The sequence below is a fragment of the Sphingomonas adhaesiva genome (assembly GCF_036946305.1).
Taxonomy (GTDB): domain Bacteria; phylum Pseudomonadota; class Alphaproteobacteria; order Sphingomonadales; family Sphingomonadaceae; genus Sphingomonas; species Sphingomonas adhaesiva_B.
In genome coordinates this window covers 125,685-141,521 of record NZ_JAQIJJ010000006.1, presented here as the reverse complement: position 1 = coordinate 141,521, position 15,837 = coordinate 125,685, and the positions used below count along the sequence as shown (strand labels likewise).

Below are 15,837 nucleotides of genomic sequence, written 5' to 3'. Positions count from 1 at the left end.
TTCAATACCTTGTCATTTCGTTAGGGCGGCGCGGCATCACGGCTAACGCGTCTTCACCAAGAAACCGAACGCGATCTCAAGAGTGTAGCGTGGATGCCGGGCAGGACGGTCGAGGTTCGTGCGGCCTCGATCATGGGAGATACCGATGCGCCGCCCGCTTCTTGCCCTTCTTGCCGCCGGATGCTCCTCCGCCGCGCTCGCCGCGCCACACGGCTGGACCGTCAGCGAGGCCAGCGGCCCGGTGATGATCGCGCGTGCCGGCGTCGATGCGGTGGCGACGCGCGGCGCAGCGGTGGGGGCGGGCGATGTCGTCACCACCGGGCGCGGCGGTCGCGCGGTGCTGGTGCGCGGGACCGAGATGATGATGGTCGCCCCCGCCTCGCGCCTGCGCCTGCCCGCGGAGGAACAGGCCAGCGGCGTGACGCGCGTGATCGAGGAGTTCGGCAACGTCGTCTTCATGATCAAGAAGAAGATGACGCCGCACTTCGAGGTGAAGACGCCGTATCTGGCCGCCGTGGTGAAGGGCACGACCTTCTCCGTCGGCGTTTCGGCGCAGGGCACGTCTGTGCAGGTGCTGGAGGGTGCGGTGGATGTCGCCACGGTCGACGGCGGCGCGCACGACCTCGTCACCCCCGGCGCGATCGCGATGGTGTCCGCGACCAACCGGCTGCGCATGACCGTCGAGGATAAGGGGCGCACGCGGGTGCTCGATTCGGCCGGCACCGCACCCCCGGCCGACCCGGTTGCGGTCGTGCCGGTGGAAGGCGCATCGGTCGAACCGGAGGCGGCCGCTCCCGCTGCGGACGCGGTGGCGGAGGCGCCGGCGGCGGTGCTGACGGAAGCGGTCTATGCCCCGTCGGTGTCGCTCGCCGCGACAACCGGGGGGCTGGTGTCGGGCACGGTGGGCGGCGAGATCGCAGCGGTCGGCGCGGCCACGCGCAGCGCGACGGAGGCGGCGGGATCGGCCACGCGGATCGTCGAGGCGGCGAGCCGGATCGTCGAGGCGAAATCGGCCTCCGCGGTCGCGGTGGAAGGCGCCGAGAAATCCGACGCGGCGGCGCTCGCGGCCAGTACCGCCAAGGCGGAGGCGGAGCGCCAGTCCGCCAGCGCCGCCGCCGCGGCGGCGAAGGCGGAGGAGGAGGCGGCGCGCGCGCGTGCCGCGCAGGAGCAGAGCGAGGCGGCGAAGGCGGCCAGCGCGGCGGCGGCGGCACAGGCGGCGAAGACGGCGGCGGACGCTGCCGAGGCTGCCGCGCACGCCGAGGCGGAGCGTGTCGCCACTGCCGCCGCGCAGGCGCAGGCCGAAGCGCAGGCGGCGGCGGCGGCACGCGATGCGGAGGCGCGCACCCAGGCCGCCGCCGCGCTCGCGGCGCAGCAGGCGGCGCAGGCGCAGGAAGCGGCGGCGGCCGCCGCTGCCCGCACCGCGGAGGCCGACCGGATTGCCGCAGAGGCCGTCGCTGCCGAAGCGGAGCATGTGCGCCAGGAGGCGCAGCGGGTCGCCGCGCAGGATCTCGCCCGGCAGGCCGCCGACACCGCCGCGCGCATCGCCGAGGCGGCGGCGCGCGCCGGCGATGCGGCGACGCGCGAGGCCGCCGATCGCGCCGCGCGCGAAGCGGCGCAGGCGGCCGAGGATGCGCAGCGCGCCTCGCAGGCGGCCGAGCGCGCCGCCAGTGACAAGGCCGCGCGCGACGCGGCCAAGACGGCCGCGGATCAGGCCGCTGCCGCCGCGCGCGAGAGCGAACGTATCGCCAAAGAGGCGTCGGACAAGGCCGCGCGCGACGCCGCCAAAGAAGCGGAGAAGGCCGCGCGCGAGGCCGCCGACGCCGCCGAGAAGGCGAACAAGGCGGCGGAGGACGCCGCCCGCGTCGCCGCCGATCGCGCCGCGAAGGAAGCCGAAAAGGCAGCGCGCGACCAGGCCGCCGCAAAGGCCGCGCAGGAGGCCGACAAGGCGATCAAGGACGCCGAGAAGGCGGCGCAGGACAAGGCCGCGAAGGACGCCGAAAAGGCCGCCAAGGACGCCGAACAGGCGGCGGCCAAGGCGGCCGAAGCCGCCGCCAAGGAGCAGGAAAAGGCGGCCAAGGATGCGCAGAAGGCCGCCGACGATTTGTTGAAGAACACGATCAAGGCCGCTGATCAGCTGGTCAAGGACACCGGCAAGCAGGCCGAGGAAGCCGCCAAGAAGCTGGAAGGCCTGCTGAAAGGCGTGACGGGATGAGCGCCATGACCGCCGGACCGGCCCCTCGACCGATCGCTATCGACGGCCGACGCGCGCCGCGGGTGAAGGTCTTCTCCGTCGCGGCGATCCGCAGCGGTGGGGCGGGCAACCGCTGCCACATCCTCAACATCTCGCTCGGCGGCGCGCTGATCGACTGTCGCGTGGAGATCGGATCGGCCCGCGTGCTGCTGACCGCGCCGAACTTCGAGCGGAAGGGCGTGGTCAAATGGGTCCGCGGATCGAAGATCGGCGTGTCCTTCGACGATCCCCTGACCGACGACGAACTGACCAGCGGTTTCTAGGCGGAACGAGGTGGCGGCACCGGTGTTCAGCGCTGCTCCCGCCGACTATCGCGCCGAACACTTCCTCGCAGCGATCAGCGTGATATCGACCGGGCCAGGCGTCAGTAGCCGCCGCCCAGCAATGCGCCGGCATCCGGCACGCGTCGTTCCAGGCCGAGACGATCCAGCATCTGGTACGTCGTGCAGACCGCGGCCGAGACGACCGGCACGCCGATGGCATCCTGCAACCGCTGGATCACCGGCAGCGACGGCATCTGCACGCAGGCGGAGGCGACGAAGGCGTCGATCCCGGTGCGATCCACGCCCTTGTAGATGTCGAGCAGCCGTTCCGGATCGTGACGGCCCACCGCCAGATTGTCCGGTATCTCCAGTGCGGTGAAGTCGCGCACCGTGATGCCTTCATGCTCGATGTAGTCGACCACCAATTGCGTCAGCGGCTTCATATAGGGGCAGATCACGGAGATCGTCTTCGCGCCGATCCGGTGCAGCCCGTCCACCAGCGCGCCCGCGCTCGTTACCACCGGGGCGGGGGCGTCGTTCTCGACCGTGCGCTGGTGCAGCCGCGCCTCCGAGGTGCGGTGATAGCCGTGCCCCATGCTCATGATCGCGACCAGACAGGCATAGCCGAGCACATCGACGCGCGCGTCGGAGAGTTCGGTGGCGCAGCGATCGCTGTCGCGGTCCATCGCCTCCAGCTCCTCCTTGACCACCTTCTTCATCCGCATCCGGCTGGAATGGAAGGTGAAGCGCTCGGGCAGGATCGCCTCGCGCGCGCGGAGCATGGCGGGGATTTCGGTTTCCATCGTGGTGTTGGAGGACGGCACGATCTGGCCGATGCGAAAAGGGCGGGCGGTCATGGTCGGAAGGTTCCTCACAGCGGCGCGGCGGCGAGCGGATCGGCGGCGGCGTCGGGCACGATCGCCGGCGCCGGGGCGGGCGCGAAGGTCACCGGCTGGCGCGGCGTGGTGTCGACGCGCAGGTCGAAGATGTCGAAGCGGTTATAATGGCCGATGATGTCGTGCATCTGCTTGGGCTGGATGCAGCGGTTCAGATCGATCTCGGCATAGACGATGCCCTCGTCGTCGATCAGCGGCGTGCCGACGACGCGCCCGTCCGGGCCGATCACGCCGGAAAACGCGCTGTTGCGCCGTTCCAGCCGCGCGCGCGCGTCGGGCACCAATTGCTCCATCGCGGCGATGATCTCCTCCGACACGGTCGAGCAGGAGACGATCGTGAAGACCTTGCCCTCGAACGAATGCGCCATCGCGCGCACCTTGATCGCCTCGGCCATGTCATAGTCGGGCGGGGCGACCGGCAGCGCGATATAGCTGGCGGCATGGACCAGCTCGCCCTGCGCCAGCAGCGCGAAGCGCGCGAGCGTATTGGTGTTCTCCCCGCAGGCGAGCCCGCCGAGGCGGCCGATCGCGGTGTCGTACACTTTCAGGCCCGCGCCGTCGCCCGGCGCCCAGGTCAGCTTCTCCGCCCAGGTCGGCACCAGCTTGCGGTGGCGGCCCAGGATGGTGCCGTCGGGGCCGATGAAGACCAGCGTGTTGTACAGCGTGCCGAGCGACACCGGGCTGCGTTCGTTGACGCCGATGATGACATGGACGCCGGCGCCGCGGGCCGCATCGCAGAGCTGCGCGATCTCCGGCCCGGGCACCAGGATCGAGGCGCGCACCAGCCGGTCGAACCACGGGCTGCACGCCACCGGATCGGCGATCCAGCTCCAATAGGGATAGCCGGCGACGAACACCTCCGGGAACACGACCAGTTCCGCGCCGTTCGCCGCCGCCTCGCGGATCAGCGACGCGGCCTTGGCCACGGTGGCGGCGGGATCGAGGAAGGCGGGGGCGGTCTGCACCGTGGCGGCGGTGAACCGGGGAAGCGTCAGCATGAGCGATCACCCTTCGTCGTGCCGCCTCCATCGGGCGGCGCGGCATCCCTGCACCAGATTGACAGCAGCACGCAAGATACTTTAGGTCTATAATATATTCGATGAGGTGAACGATCATGGCGACACCGAATTACGATGCTTTTCGCGAGGATGTGGTCGGCCGCGCGAACGTCGCGGACACAGCGGACCTGGTCGATTTCTACCGCGATCTGGAGGCGCAGCATGCCGGCGCGCTGTGGACGGTGGCCAACAAGATCGAGCCATGGGAGCCGGCATCCGAGTCGGTGCCGGTGGTGTGGCAATACGACCGGCTGCGCAGCCATGTGCTGCGCGCGCTCGACCTCGTCAGTCCGGAGAAAGCGGGGCGAAGGGTCGTCTATCTCGCCAACCCGGGGCGGCGCGACGTGACCGCGGCGGTCGGCTGGCTCTACACCGGATTGCAGGTGATGGGGCCGGGCGAACTGGCGTCGAGCCACCGCCATTCCGCCTCCGCACTGCGCTTCATCATGGAGGGCAGCGGCGCGTTCACCAATGTCGACGGGCACAAGATGACGCTGGGGCGCAACGACTTCGTTCTCACCCCCAACGGCACCTGGCACGAACATGGCGTGGCGGAGGAGGGCAGCGTCTGCATCTGGCAGGACGGGCTGGACATCCCGCTGATGAACGCGCTGGAGGCCAATTTCTACGAGGTACACCCCGATCTTCAGCAGGCGGTGGGCTATCCGATCGACGATTCCACCGCGACCTGGGGCAATCCCGCGCTGAAGCCGGCGGGCGAGACATGGTCGAAACGCTATTCGCCGCTGCTGAAGTACGAATGGGCGCCCACTTATGAGGCGTTGCTGCGCTATGCCGCGGTGACGGACGGCTCGCCGTTCGACGGCGTCCACATGGATTACGTCAATCCCCATACCGGCGGCGCGCCGATGATGACGATGGGCGCGTCGATGCAATTGCTGCGCCCGGGCGAGCATACGAAGGCGCATCGCGAGGTGGGCAGCTTCGTCTATCAATGCGCGAAGGGTTCGGGCTATTCGATCGTCGGCGGCAAGCGGCTCGACTGGAAGGAGCGTGACATCTTCGTCGTGCCGTCCTGGATGTGGCACGAACATGTGAATGCGTCGGCGCGTGAGGACGCCTGCCTGTTTTCGTTCCACGACCTGCCGACGATGCGCGCGCTCGGGCTGTACCGGGCCGAAGCGCTGGCCGACCATGGCGGGCACCAGCCCGTCCTCTCCTGACCCGACTGACCTTACTTCCGAAAGGATCGCCATGCGTCTCGTTACCTATCGTGCCTCCGTCGAAGCGGAGGGCCGGCTCGGCGTGCTCGTCGACGGACTGGTCGTCGACGTCGCCACGCTGGGCGCGCGCGCCGGCGTGCCGCTGCCGTCGCGGATGCTGGACTTCATCGATCTGGGGCCGGTGGCGCTCGCCGAACTGGCGCTGCTGCTGGACGAGGCGAAGGGGCGGTGGCCGGTGAACGGCGCGCTGCCGCTCGCCAACGTCCGCCTGCTCGCGCCGATCCCGCGCCCGCGCAAGAACGTGTTCGGCATCGGGCTGAACTATATCGACCATGTCGCGGAAAGCGCCGCCGCGCTCGACACCGCGCCCGACCTGCCGCGCCAGCCGGTGATCTTCTCCAAGCCGCCGACGACGGTGATCGCGCCGGGAGAACCGATCGTCCACCGTGCCGCGATCACGCAGCAGCTCGACTGGGAAGTGGAACTGGGGTGCATCATCGGCACCACTGCGCGCGGCGTGGCGCGCGAGGACGCGCTGGCGCATGTCTTCGGCTATATCACGCTGATCGACATGAGCGCGCGCGACTGCCGCCGCGCGGGGCAATGGATCTATTCGAAGGGGCAGGACGGCTATTGCCCGATGGGGCCATGCATCGTCACCGCGGACGAGATCCCCGATCCGCAGACGCTGGACCTGTGGCTGACGGTCAACGGTGTGGAGAAGCAGCGCAACAACACCCGCCACATGCTGTTCAAGGTCGACGAACTGATCGCCGACATCAGCCAGGGCATCACGCTGGAGCCGGGCGACATCATCGCCACAGGTACTCCGGAGGGGGTCGGCGCCGGCCGCACGCCGCAGGAATGGGTGTGGCCCGGTGACGTGATCGAGGCCGAGGTGGTCGGCATCGGCAAGCTGCGGCACCCGGTGGTCGCCGGCTAAGGCGGCGTTGGCACTCAGGTTTCCGGGGCGAATAGCTCCACATTCGATGTAAGCGTCGCCTCACGACGTCACCCCGGCCCTGAGCCGGGGTCCCGCTTCTTCTGCAACGTGAGTGAGAAAGAGCGGGACCCCGGATCACGTCCGGGGTGACGGGTTGATGCATGGAACTGCCCTTGCCGCCGGATCACGGCACAGGATGCCCGCTTTCCCGAAGGGGGAGGCGGGCATCGCCGCGTCATGCGATCATGTCATCTTCATGTCGCATCGTCGTGCGATACGGCGCGCGCACCGCGAAGCCTGCATGTGCCGGATAGGGCAGGCGCCAGCGGGATAGACGACGCGGGTCGATCACGGCTTCATCCTGTCATGGCGCGCCCAACGGCGGCGTAATGAGGGGGAAGAAGCGTGATGCAGATGGCGACGCGGCGGCAGGTGCGCCGGTGGATGTTCCTGGCCAGCGGGGCCGGACTGGCGGCGATCGCGGCGGTGCCCGCGCAGGCGCAGGCGCAGGAGGCGGCGCCCGCCGCGCCCGAGCCGGCGGCACGGACGGAGGCGCAGGGCGTCGGCGACATCGTCGTCACCGCGCGCCGCCGCGAGGAGACGCTGCAGAAGGTGCCGGTGTCGATCACCGCCTTCACCGCCGCCGACCTCGCCTCGAAGCAGGTCGACAATATCTCGCAGATAGCGGGCTCGACGCCAAACCTCGTCTTCAACTCCTCCGCGCCGGTGTCCGGCAGCAACACCGCGGCGTCGATCTTCATCCGCGGCATCGGGCAGACCGATTTCACGCTGGTGACCGATCCGGGCGTCGGCCTGTACCTGGATGGCGTCTATATCGCGCGCTCGGTCGGCGGCGTGCTCGATCTGGTCGACGTACAGCGCGTCGAGGTGCTGCGCGGGCCGCAGGGCACGCTGTTCGGCAAGAACACGATCGGCGGCGCGATCAACATCACCTCCGCGCCGCCGACGGGCAAGCTCGGCGGCTCGCTCCAGCTGACCACCGGCAGCCGCGATCGCATCGATGCGAAGGGCGTGATCGACCTGCCGTTGAGCGATACGCTGGCGCTGCGCGTGTCGGGCGGAACGCTCAATCAGGACGGCTTCGTCAACAACCAGGGCGGACCGAAGCTGGGCAATACCAGCGCGCAGCTGGCGCGCGTCGCGGCGCGCTGGCAACCGGCGGACGGGCTGACGATCGACCTCGCGGCCGACTACACCCGCCGCCGCGAACAGGCGCAGGCGATGAAGCTGCTGACGTTCAATCCGAACGCCGGCGCCCCCACGTTCGGGCCGTACAATGGCGTCGTCGCGCCCGCGCTGGGGCTGCCGACATTCGACGCGCGCTTCACGGTGGGTGGCCCGTACCAGACGTTTCAGGGGAAGAACCCCAACGCCATCTCCAACCTGAACCTGTGGGGCGTGTCCGGCACGATCGCCTATGAGGTCAGCGATGCGGTGACGGTGAAGTCGATCACCGCCTATCGCAAGTTCGACAGCCAGTTCGGGCGCGATTCGGACAATTCGCCGTTCACGATCGTCGAAACCTATGACGATATCCGCCACCACCAGTTCAGTCAGGAGCTTCAGCTGTACGGCGATCTGGCGTACGGCAAGCTGGAATATCTGCTCGGCGGCTATTATTTCGACGAAAGCGGCAACGACCTCAACAACGTCTATACCTCGGTCCTGCTGATCAAGAGCGGCGGGTCGGCCAAGACCACCAGCAAGGCCGCGTTCGCGCACCTGACGTGGCACGCCACCGACAAGCTGCGCGTCACCGGCGGCCTGCGCTATACGAAGGAAGACAAGGAGTTCCGCCCGGACCAGCAGGTGCTGTTCTACCCCTATACCCAGTCACTGTTCGGCGGCGCGGGCTTCACCGACGGGCAGCGCATCCTGCCGCTGCAAACGTTCCGCCGCAGCTTCAACAACGTCTCCGTGCTGGCGGGCGTGGACTATCAGTGGACCGACCGGCTGATGACCTATGCGTCCTTCTCGCAGGGGTTCAAGTCGGGCGGGTTCAACCAGCGCGTCTTCCCGCCGCGTGCGCAGCCGGGATCGTTCGAACCGGAAGAAGCCGACGTGTACGAGGCGGGGGTGAAATGGTCGAACCCGACCGGCACCGTCCGCTTCGACCTGTCTGGCTTCCACACGGAATATCGCAACATCCAGGTCAAGATCATCGACGTGGTGGCGCCGGGCACCGGCAATGCGGCCAAGGGGCGCATCTATGGCGCGGAGGCGGAGCTGACCGCGAAGCCGGTGCCGCCGCTGACGCTGAACCTCACGGCGGGGTATCTCGACACGCGCTACACCGATTTCGCGACCAATTTCGATACGTCGCAGGGGATCACGCGCAACAACCGCTTCGTCAATTCGCCCAAATGGTCGCTGTCGGCGGCGGCGTCCTATATCGTGCCGCTGGGCCGGATGGGCGACCTGACGATGCGGGGCGACTGGGCCTATCGCTCCAAGGTCTATAACGATGCCGCCAACAGCGAACGCATCGCGCAGCCGGGGTTCAGCCTGTTCAACGCGGCGCTGATCGTCGACACGGCGGATCACGACTGGCAGGTCAGCGCGGGCATCAAGAACATCGCCAACAAGGCGTATCTGCTGACCGGCAACGACGAGTTCAACGGCTTCGGCTATGTCGAGGGCGTCTATGGCCGGCCGCGCGAGTGGTCGCTGTCGGTGAAGCGGTTCTTCTGACGATGCCGCGCGATGACCGGATCGCCCACCGCGCATCGGGGGGGCGGGCGCTGCTCGCCTGCTACTTCCCGATGGGCGACCCGCTGTTCGACGATGCGATGCGCGATATCTACGTCGCGGGTGGCGTCGATATCCTGGAACTGGGAATGCCGACGGCGGATCCTTTCCTGGACGGCCCCGATATCGCCGGCGCGATGGCGCGCGCGCTCGCCGGGCCGGTCGACCCGTTCGAGAGGCTGGCGGACATGGCCGACTGGCTGGCGGAGGATGCGGACCGGCCCGCGGGGGTCTGCATGGCCTATGGCGACCTCGCGATCAAACGCATCGCCGCGGAGACGCTGGCGGCGCTCAACGGCGCGCTGATCGTGGAGGGAGAGGACGTATCGGATCGCTTCGCAGCGGGTGGGGTGCGCCGATGCGGGCTGGTGCCGATGGGCTTCACCGCGGCGCAGGCGGCGGCGGCATGCGCGCTGGACGGTTACGTCATGATGCAATCGGCGTCAGGCACCACCGGGCCGCGCGCGACGCTCGATCCCGATCTGGGTGCCAATGTTGCTGCCCTGCGCGATGCGGGAGTGGCACGCCCGATCCTCGCCGGCTTCGGCATCGGCACGCCGGAACAGGCGCGCGCGGCGGTGGACCAGGGCGCGGACGGCGTGGTGATCGGGTCGATGTGCATGCGGCGCGCGCTGGAGGGGCCGGACGCGATCGGCAGCTTCCTGCGCGACGTGCGGGAGGCGATGGATGGCTGAGCCCCGCTACATCCTGGGCGTCGACCTGGGCACCACCTCCCTGAAGGGCGCGCTGTTCGAGGTCGGCGGCGCGCTGGTCGGGCATCACGGCGTCACCTATCCCACGATGCGCCACGCCGATGGCCGCGTCGAACAGGATCCGGCAGACTGGCTGGCGTCGTTCTGGACGGTGGTCGATCGCCTGCTCGACGGGCGCGATCCAGCGACGCTGGTCGCGGTCGGTATTTGCAGCCAGGTCAACACCTATGCCTTCGTCGATGCGGCGGGGCAGGCGCTGGCGCCGGCGATCACCTGGCAGGACCGGCGTAGCGAAGGCGAGGCGGCGCGGCTGAACGCGCTGGTCGATCCGGACGCGCGCGCGCGCTGGTGGCCGTCCGGCATGGCGATCAGCGCGACGCACATGCTGCCGCTGATGGCGTGGATGGCCGCGGCGCGTCCGGACATCTGGGAACGCACGGCCAAGGTGCTGTCGCCCAAGGACTTCCTGCTGCGGCAGCTGACCGGACAATGGACCGCCGATCCGCTGGCATCGTTCGATCTGGTCGATCAGGCAGGGCATTATATCCCCGCGCTGCTCGCGCTGGTGCCGGGTGCGGCGGAGCGCGTGGCGCCGCTCGCGTCGTACCGCAGCGTGGTGGGGCGCCTGTCGCATCCGCGCCTGCCGGGCTGTTCGGCAATGGTGGTCAACGGCACGATGGACGCCTTCGGCTGCCTGTTCGGTTCGGGCGTGTCGGGGCCGGGCGAGGGCAGCTATATGAGCGGCACGTCGGAGATCGTGTCGCTGGTCGGCGACCGCCCCGGCGGCGCCCCCGGGATCGTCAGCTTCGCGCCGGTCGACGGCTGGCACGTCCAGGCGGGGCCGACGCAGAGCGGCGGGGACACGTTGCGCTGGCTGGCCGACCTGCTGTCGCTGCCGCATGCCGGGGTGATCGACGTGGCGGCGCGGGCGGATCGCACGGGGGAGCCGGGCGTGCTGTTCCTGCCGCACCTCGCCGGCGAGCGCGCGCCCTATTGGGATGCGCAGGCGCGCGGCAGCTTCCTGGGCATGACCTCCGCCGATGGCGCGCCCGACCTCGCGCTGGCCGCGCTGGAGGGGGTGGCGGTGTCCGCCCGGCTGATCTTCGAGCGTTGCTGCGCCGCGATCGGCAGCCGTCCGGACGCACTCTACATCGGCGGCACCGGCAACAGCGCGGACCTGTGGGCGCAGATCCGCGCCGACGTGCTGGGGGTATCGCTACATCGCGTCCGCTGCCTCGACACCGGGGCGGTGGGGGCCGCGATCATGGCGGGGTTGGGCGCGGGCCTGTTCCCCTCGATCGCTGCGGCGTCGCGCGCGCTGGTGGACGTTACCCGGACCTTCGTTCCCGATCCGGCGCGCGCCGCCCGCTATGCCACGATGACGGCGCGGTACGAGGCGGCCTACCACTTGCTGAAAGATCTCTATCGACGCTGATCGCCATGGATATATTTTATGTTTGAAATAAAGGCATCCATGTTACAGTCGTTTCGGATCGTTCTCCTGGGTGGGGGGAGTGCTGATGTCGATTGACGAATCGCAATTGCCGTTGCGCGGACACATGGGATTCCGATCGAGCCATCTCGCGGAATTTTCCCGTTATCTGTCCGGCTCTTATTGCCAGCACCGCGTCTTCGGCCGTCATCGCGGCGACCGCGTCGACGCGCGCCATCATCGCGCTTTGCTGTCGAATATATCGCTCAACTATTTGCAATATGGCGCGGAGGTGGAGATCGATCCCGGCCTGTTCGAGAGCTTCTACATGCTGGAGCTGCCGCTGTCGGGCTGGACCGATCTGGATCATTGCGGGCGCACGGTGCGCAACCGCGTCGGCACCGCCGCGATCGTATCGCCGACCGAGCGGATCCAGTCGCTGTGGTCGGAGGATTGCGGCCAGCGCATGGTGAAGATCGCGCGCCGTGCGGTCGAGCGGCAGGCATCGCGCCTGCTGGGCCGTGCCCTGACGGAGCCGTTGGTGTTCGATCCGCTGATCGACCTCTCCAGCGAGCCGGGCGCATCGCTGGTCAGCCTGTGCGGCTATCTGTTCGACCGGCATGAGGGCGACGCCGGGATGATCGGGGAGCGCCACGTCTCCGATGAGATCGAGAATGCGCTGATCACCCTGCTGCTGCTGGGTCAGCCGAGCAATTATTCCGACGCCTGTCGCGCGAGTGGATCAACGGCGGTGCCAGGCCATGTCCGCCGCGCACTCGATTTCATCGAGCGCAACCTGCGCGAGGATATCGCGATGGAGGCGCTGATCGCCGCCAGCGCGGTCAGCGCGCGCACGCTGTACACCGGGTTCGAGCGCTTCGTCGGCGCTTCGCCACAGGTCTATGTCCGCAACCGCCGGCTGGAGGGGGTGCGCGAGGCGCTGCTCGCGGCCACCGCGCCGACGACGGTCAGCGAGCTGGCGCTGGAGTGGAACTTCAATCATCTCGGCCGCTTCTCCGCCGAATACCGGCGACGCTTCGACGAACTTCCCTCGGTGACGCTGCGCCGCTGATTATCCGGGCGTGGCGGGCATTGTCCCGCGGGTGCGGCGGAATGGCGCGGCGGCGCTGCGGTGCTGGAACGGCGCCGGCGATGCTGTTCTATCCACGCCATGGGGATCGTGTCTGATGCGGCCGCGGACGGCTGGTATTCTGCCGGGGACGGTGACGTGGCGTTCGGCGGACAGTTCGTCGCCCCCGCCTTGCTGCCGGTGCTGGACCGGCTCGACGCCGCGTTCCGCGCGGCCGTGGCGGATCGCGGCTTCGCGGCGGAGCTGGCGCGGCTGCTGGCCGATCATGTCGGGCGGCCGACCCCGCTGACGACCGCCCGGCTGGACGCCGATGGCGCGACCGTGTTGCTGAAGCGCGAGGATCTGACCAGTTCGGGCGGCAGCTTCGGCGACAGCGCGCTGGGGCAATGCCTGCTCGCGCGACGGATGGGCTTCGAGGCGGTGGTGGCGGATACGGGATCGGGCGACAATGGCGTCGCGATCGCCGCCGCCGCCGCGCGGCTGGGACTGGCGGCGACGATCTACATCCCCGATGGCGCGACGCGTCGTCAGGCGTTGATGGCCGACCGGATGCGCGCGTCGGGCGCGACCGTGGTCGCGATCCCCGGCGACGCCAGCCTGTTGCATCAGGCGATGAGCGGCGCGATCCAGCACTGGATGGGGCAGGCGGACCGCTGCTTCTACATCGCCGGCGGGCCGATCGGGCCGCATCCCTATCCGGCGATCGTGCGCCATTTCCACCATGCCATCGGCGAGGAGGTGCGCCGGCATTTGGCGGAACGTTGCGGGCGACCGCCCGCGGCGGCGGTGGCGTCGTTCGATGGCGGGGGCACCGCCATGGGGCTGTTCGCGGCGTTTCTGGACACGCCCGCGCGCCTGATCCTGGCGGAGCCGGGCGAGGGCGGCGGGGCGTTCGCCAACGGGCGCCCGGGCGTGCTGCACGGCGCGCATACGCTGGTGTCGCAGGACGCGGACGGCCAGTTGCCGGAGGCACGTCCCTTCGCGCCCGGCATGGTCTATCCCGCCGCGCCGCCCGAACTGGCCGCATGGGTGCGGCAGGGGCGGGTGACCGCGGTCGCGGTCGACGAATCGGCGGCGGTGCGCAGCCTGCGCGATGCCGCGACGCGGCTGGGGCTGCTGATCTCGATCGAGGCGGCCTTTGCGCTGGCGCAGGCGCGGCGCACCGCTGCGCTGTTGCCTCCCGATGCGACGGTGGTCGCGGTGGTCAATGCCGGCGGGGCGAAGGACCTCGCCTTGTTTGAGGAGCGGGCATGACCCGGATCGCCGGCCGCTTCGCCGCCCGCCACGCCGCCGGGCAGACGGCGCTGATCTTCTATCTGGCGGCGGGCGATCCGTCGCCGGACGCCACGGTCGCATCCATGCATGCGCTGGTTGAGGGCGGCGCGGACCTGATCGAGCTGGGCTATCCGTTCTGCGATCCGATCCTGGACGGACCGGCGATCCGCCGCGCCAACCGCCGCGCGCTGGATGCCGGCGGATCGCTCGACGCGACGCTGGAGGTCGTCCGCCGCTTCCGCCGCGACGATGGCACCACGCCGGTGGTGCTGATGGGCTATGCCAACCCGATCGTGTCGCGTGGCGCGGCGGTCGTCGCCGCGCTCGCGACCGCCGGGGTCGACGGGCTGATCGTGCCCGACTGGCCGCTGCGCGAGACGCGGGCGCTGCTGCCGTTGCTGGAGGCCGCCGGCATGGTGCTGGTGCCGCTGGTGCCCCCCGGTGAGGTGGCGGACGCCGCGCTGCTGGCGTGCGCCGGGGTGGGCGGCTTCGCGTACTGCATCGCGCAGGCCGGCCCGACCGGCGGTGGTGCACCCGATGCCGCGGCGGTGGCGGGTCTGGCGGCGCGCTGCCGGGCGCTGGTCGACCTGCCGGTCGGCGTCGGCTTCGGCATCCGCACGCCCGACAGCGCCGCGGCCCTGGCGCCGCATGCCGATGCGGTCATCGTCGGGTCGGCGCTGGTGGAGCGGATCGCGGGATTGTCGGCCGAGGGGGCGTCGGTCGCCGACATCGCGACGCAGGTGTGTGCCTTCGCGGCGGGGTTCAGGCGGGCGATCGACGGCTAAGCGCGACCGCCAGCGCCACGCACAGCAGACAGGCGACCGGCACCGCGGTGGCATAACCGTACAGCGACGCGATCGACGCCCCGCCGCGCAACGCGCCGACCGCATAGGATCCCAGCCCCACCCCGACCATCATCGCCGCGGTCAGCATGGAGGCGATCCAGGAGATCGCCTGCGGCGCGCGTGCGGCGGTGAACGCCACCAGCATCGGGAAGAAGGCCGAGCACGCCAGCCCCGCCGCCGCGAACCCGCCATAGGCCTGCGCAGCGTCCGCGATGCCCGGCAGCCACAGCAACGCCGCCGCCATCGCGCAGGGCAGCGCGATCAGGAACACCGCGGGCGTCAGCCGTGCCGCCAGCAGCGTCGCGATCAGCCGCCCGCCAGTCAGCGCGGCCCAGAAGCAGGTCAGCGCCAGCGCCGCATCGGCCGCGGACAGCCCGCGCTCCTCGGTCAGGAAGACAGTCGCCCAGTTGGAGAAGGTCCCTTCCGCCACCGAATAGAGCATGGCGATGACCGCGCAGAGCCAGAATAGCGCGGTCCGGCCGGGATGAACGGCATCCGCCGCCGCGGCATCGTCCTGCGCCGGGGCGGGGAAGGTGGCAGTCATGGTCAGCAGGAACAGCGCACCGCTGGTTGCGGCCAGTGCGGACGGGCCGACCCACCACAGGCCATGCCCCGCCAGCGCGGCGAACAGCACGGGTGCCACCGTCAGGCCGCTGCCCGCGCACATGTGCAGTGCGGTCAGCGCCGCGCCCTGATGCCGGGGGAACAGCAAGGCGGCGAAGGCATTGAGCGGCCCGCCGCCGAACCCGAAGCCGAACCCGAACGAGGCCGTCCCCGCCATGATGAGCGCGAGCGCCAGCCCCGGCGACACCTGTGCCGACAGCGCGAGCAGCGCGGCGGCCAGCGCGAAGGCGAGCAGCGCGACGGCGAACATCGCGCGCAACGACACGCGCCGCGCCAGCGCCCCGCCCGCCAGCGCGCCGATCACGGAGGCGACCAGCTGCGGCAGATAGATCGCGCCATATTGCTCGCTGGAGAAATGGTGCAGCTGGCGCAGCACCACGCTGCTGGCGGGAAAGCTGACGAGCGTCAGTCCGATGACGAACCCGCCCAGATAGACGCAGAGCGCCGGGACGAGCCGGTGTGCTGTGGTGGACGTCATCGCGCGCAGTCTCCCC

13 protein-coding genes are annotated in these 15,837 nt (G+C 69.8%); 10 read left to right on the top strand and 3 right to left on the bottom strand.

The window, feature by feature from the left end:
- The first annotated feature begins 145 nt into the window (after nucleotides 1–145).
- Both PGN14_RS11330 and PGN14_RS11325 read left to right on the top strand, forming a co-directional pair.
- Nucleotides 146–2,212 carry a FecR family protein gene (locus PGN14_RS11330; protein WP_335299620.1) on the top strand — a complete coding sequence of 689 codons (2,067 nt, stop codon included), beginning with the start codon at nucleotides 146–148 and terminating at the stop codon, nucleotides 2,210–2,212.
- Nucleotides 2,213–2,217: 5 nt separating this feature from the next.
- Nucleotides 2,218–2,514 (top strand): PilZ domain-containing protein, encoded by a 297-nt coding sequence (locus tag PGN14_RS11325; RefSeq protein ID WP_335299619.1) that lies wholly within the window; start codon nucleotides 2,218–2,220, stop codon nucleotides 2,512–2,514.
- Nucleotides 2,515–2,615: 101 nt separating this feature from the next.
- On the opposite strand, the gene PGN14_RS11320 is transcribed toward PGN14_RS11325, so the two are convergent.
- Both PGN14_RS11320 and PGN14_RS11315 read right to left on the bottom strand, forming a co-directional pair.
- The gene (locus tag PGN14_RS11320) at nucleotides 2,616–3,371 is read right to left on the bottom strand and encodes a maleate cis-trans isomerase family protein (protein ID WP_335299618.1); all 756 of its coding nucleotides are present in this window, start codon (nucleotides 3,369–3,371) and stop codon (nucleotides 2,616–2,618) included.
- A 14-nt stretch (nucleotides 3,372–3,385) separates the two neighbouring features.
- Nucleotides 3,386–4,408 (bottom strand): carbon-nitrogen hydrolase family protein, encoded by a 1,023-nt coding sequence (locus PGN14_RS11315; RefSeq protein WP_335299617.1) that lies wholly within the window; start codon nucleotides 4,406–4,408, stop codon nucleotides 3,386–3,388.
- 116 nt (nucleotides 4,409–4,524) lie between these two features.
- On the opposite strand from PGN14_RS11315, the gene PGN14_RS11310 reads away from it, so the two are divergent.
- The 8 genes from PGN14_RS11310 to trpA all read left to right on the top strand — a co-directional run bounded on the left by PGN14_RS11310 (nucleotide 4,525) and on the right by trpA (nucleotide 14,659).
- Entirely contained in the window at nucleotides 4,525–5,652 is a 1,128-nt protein-coding gene (locus tag PGN14_RS11310; protein ID WP_335299616.1) for a cupin domain-containing protein, read from the top strand.
- 31 nt (nucleotides 5,653–5,683) lie between these two features.
- Nucleotides 5,684–6,595, top strand: coding sequence for a fumarylacetoacetate hydrolase family protein (locus PGN14_RS11305; protein WP_335299615.1), 912 nt, complete (start codon nucleotides 5,684–5,686; stop codon nucleotides 6,593–6,595).
- Nucleotides 6,596–7,003: 408 nt separating this feature from the next.
- A complete protein-coding gene (locus PGN14_RS11300; protein WP_335299614.1) occupies nucleotides 7,004–9,307 on the top strand; it encodes a TonB-dependent receptor in 2,304 nt (767 codons plus the stop codon).
- A gap of 2 nt (nucleotides 9,308–9,309) precedes the next feature.
- Entirely contained in the window at nucleotides 9,310–10,059 is a 750-nt protein-coding gene (locus PGN14_RS11295) for a tryptophan synthase subunit alpha (protein WP_335299613.1), read from the top strand.
- Nucleotides 10,052–11,512 carry a xylulokinase gene (locus PGN14_RS11290; protein WP_335299612.1) on the top strand — a complete coding sequence of 487 codons (1,461 nt, stop codon included), beginning with the start codon at nucleotides 10,052–10,054 and terminating at the stop codon, nucleotides 11,510–11,512. Before PGN14_RS11295 ends, PGN14_RS11290 begins: the two co-directional genes overlap by 8 nt.
- Nucleotides 11,513–11,597: 85 nt before the next feature.
- Entirely contained in the window at nucleotides 11,598–12,581 is a 984-nt protein-coding gene (locus PGN14_RS11285) for an AraC family transcriptional regulator (protein WP_335299611.1), read from the top strand.
- A gap of 108 nt (nucleotides 12,582–12,689) precedes the next feature.
- Complete coding sequence (locus tag PGN14_RS11280) at nucleotides 12,690–13,853, top strand: pyridoxal-phosphate dependent enzyme (protein ID WP_335299610.1); 1,164 nt, start codon at nucleotides 12,690–12,692, stop codon at nucleotides 13,851–13,853.
- Nucleotides 13,850–14,659, top strand: coding sequence for a tryptophan synthase subunit alpha (gene trpA, locus PGN14_RS11275; protein ID WP_335299609.1), 810 nt, complete (start codon nucleotides 13,850–13,852; stop codon nucleotides 14,657–14,659). Before PGN14_RS11280 ends, trpA begins: the two co-directional genes overlap by 4 nt.
- Here trpA and PGN14_RS11270 read toward each other — a convergent pair.
- A complete protein-coding gene (locus PGN14_RS11270) occupies nucleotides 14,637–15,821 on the bottom strand; it encodes an MFS transporter (RefSeq protein WP_335299608.1) in 1,185 nt (394 codons plus the stop codon). The genes trpA and PGN14_RS11270 overlap by 23 nt on opposite strands.
- Nucleotides 15,822–15,837: the final 16 nt, after the last annotated feature.

Excerpts from the sequence above, each read along its gene's own strand:
- PGN14_RS11330 (WP_335299620.1), top strand. The coding sequence starts at position 146 with ATGCGCCGCCCGCTTCTTGCCCTTCTTGCCGCCGGATGCTCCTCCGCC.
- PGN14_RS11325 (WP_335299619.1), top strand. The coding sequence starts at position 2,218 with ATGACCGCCGGACCGGCCCCTCGACCGATCGCTATCGACGGCCGACGC.
- PGN14_RS11320 (WP_335299618.1), bottom strand. The coding sequence starts at position 3,371 with ATGACCGCCCGCCCTTTTCGCATCGGCCAGATCGTGCCGTCCTCCAAC.
- PGN14_RS11315 (WP_335299617.1), bottom strand. The coding sequence starts at position 4,408 with ATGCTGACGCTTCCCCGGTTCACCGCCGCCACGGTGCAGACCGCCCCC.
- PGN14_RS11310 (WP_335299616.1), top strand. The coding sequence starts at position 4,525 with ATGGCGACACCGAATTACGATGCTTTTCGCGAGGATGTGGTCGGCCGC.
- PGN14_RS11305 (WP_335299615.1), top strand. The coding sequence starts at position 5,684 with ATGCGTCTCGTTACCTATCGTGCCTCCGTCGAAGCGGAGGGCCGGCTC.
- PGN14_RS11300 (WP_335299614.1), top strand. The coding sequence starts at position 7,004 with ATGCAGATGGCGACGCGGCGGCAGGTGCGCCGGTGGATGTTCCTGGCC.
- PGN14_RS11295 (WP_335299613.1), top strand. The coding sequence starts at position 9,310 with ATGCCGCGCGATGACCGGATCGCCCACCGCGCATCGGGGGGGCGGGCG.
- PGN14_RS11290 (WP_335299612.1), top strand. The coding sequence starts at position 10,052 with ATGGCTGAGCCCCGCTACATCCTGGGCGTCGACCTGGGCACCACCTCC.
- PGN14_RS11285 (WP_335299611.1), top strand. The coding sequence starts at position 11,598 with ATGTCGATTGACGAATCGCAATTGCCGTTGCGCGGACACATGGGATTC.
- trpA (WP_335299609.1), top strand. The coding sequence starts at position 13,850 with ATGACCCGGATCGCCGGCCGCTTCGCCGCCCGCCACGCCGCCGGGCAG.
- PGN14_RS11270 (WP_335299608.1), bottom strand. The coding sequence starts at position 15,821 with ATGACGTCCACCACAGCACACCGGCTCGTCCCGGCGCTCTGCGTCTAT.